Origin of the sequence: Scytonema hofmannii PCC 7110 (genome assembly GCF_000346485.2) — a bacterium.
GTDB lineage: Bacteria > Cyanobacteriota > Cyanobacteriia > Cyanobacteriales > Nostocaceae > Scytonema > Scytonema hofmannii.
This window is the reverse complement of record NZ_KQ976372.1, coordinates 1-1,542: the sequence shown is the minus strand read 5'-3', so window position 1 is coordinate 1,542 and position 1,542 is coordinate 1. Positions and strand designations below refer to the sequence as shown.

Annotated in this window: 1 protein-coding gene and 1 pseudogene; both read left to right on the top strand. The window is 42.8% G+C overall.

Going from position 1 to position 1,542, the window contains the following annotated elements; genetic code table 11:
- Positions 1 to 271 (top strand): annotated as a pseudogene (locus WA1_RS51920) (aliphatic sulfonate ABC transporter substrate-binding protein); the annotation flags it as partial.
- Between the two features lie 228 nt (positions 272 to 499).
- On the top strand, positions 500 to 1,321 hold the full coding sequence (locus WA1_RS51915; protein WP_017746228.1) for an NADPH-dependent oxidoreductase: 822 nt from the start codon (positions 500 to 502) through the stop codon (positions 1,319 to 1,321).
- Positions 1,322 to 1,542 lie beyond the last annotated feature (221 nt).

The following is a 1,542-nucleotide window of genomic DNA, read 5'->3' as shown; positions in this document are numbered from 1 at the left end:
AGAAATTCAAAAATTAGAGGCATGGTCTGATAAAAATCGGGAGGCTGTAGCGGAAACTCTTTCACCCGTATTGGGAATTGATTTGGACACTCTGAAAAAAGCAACTAATCGAAAACGTTTTGGGGTTGTACCCATCACTGACGATCTAATTGCTACACAACAGCAAGTTGCTGATACATTCTACAACTTGAAGTTGATACCGAAGAAGATTGATGTCAAAGAAGCTATGTTAAAACCAGAAGAATACGCTTCATTGTCTCCCAAAATATAATTTGGTTAGTGGTTAGTGGTTATTGGTTATTGGTGGTAGCCCTACCTACACTTGCCCGTCCTTTATTTATAAGCGGGCAAGATGCCCGCACCACAAGAGATTTTGGCCCGCACCACAAGAGATTTTGGCCCGCACCACAAGAGATTTTGTATTTGGAAACCACTCACAACTAACCACTAACCACCAACAGCTAACAACCAAGAACTAACAACTAACAACCAGAAACTTATGACAAATCCAACAGAGTTGTTACATCACCGCTATGGTGTTGATACCATCAATACAGATACTCCTTGGAACAATACTTTAGCAAATTTGCTTTCTCACCGTTCGATTCGTGCTTATCTTTCCGATCCTTTACCGTCCGGTACTCTAGAAACTTTGGTTGCTGCTGCTCAATCTGCATCTACCTCCTCTAATCTTCAAACATGGAGTGTAGTGGCTGTAGAGGATGCACAACGCAAAGAAAAATTGTCACAACTGGCTAGAAATCAAGCTCATATTCGGCAATGTCCTCTATTTCTTGTATGGCTGGCTGATTTAGCCCGTCTGGCTTACATTGCTGAGAATCGCGGTTTGCCTCATGAGGGTTTGGATTATTTGGAAATGTTCTTGATGGCAGCTATAGATGCAGCATTGGCAGCGCAAAATGCAACTGTAGCGGCTGAATCTCTTGGCTTGGGAACGGTTTATATTGGTGCATTGCGTAATCATCCTGAGGAAGTCGCTGAAGTTCTTAATTTGCCCCCACACGTCTTTGCTGTGTTTGGATTGTGCGTGGGCTATCCAAATCCCGCTCAACCTGCTGCTATTAAACCACGTTTGTCCCAGTCGGCTGTATTGCATCGGGAAACTTACAAGCTGGCAGAACAAGATGAGGCAATCGCACAGTATAATGAGGTCATGAAAGCTTTTTACACCTCGCAAAAGATGAACATTCCAGGCGACTGGTCGGAGCATTCTGTGAAGCGAGTTATTTCGGCTGAGTCTTTATCGGGACGCGATCGCTTGCGTGAAGCGTTGAAAACTTTAGGCTTTGATCTGCGATAATAATGGTTGATTGTCATAGATAATACCATTTCTCTTCTGCAAATCGGCTCTTCCGTACTTAGTGGGCTAATTTCATCTAAAACTTTCTTGAAAGCTTTGTGTACTCAGCTTTTCAAGCGTTATCTCAGCTAGATTTGTCCATAAAGCACTTAGTCAGCGCCTTGAAATCCCATATAATCAGGTTCAGATACGAAGCTTATTGATAATTTGGCCCACTAAGT

Excerpts from the sequence above, each read along its gene's own strand:
- WA1_RS51915 (WP_017746228.1), top strand. The coding sequence starts at position 500 with ATGACAAATCCAACAGAGTTGTTACATCACCGCTATGGTGTTGATACC.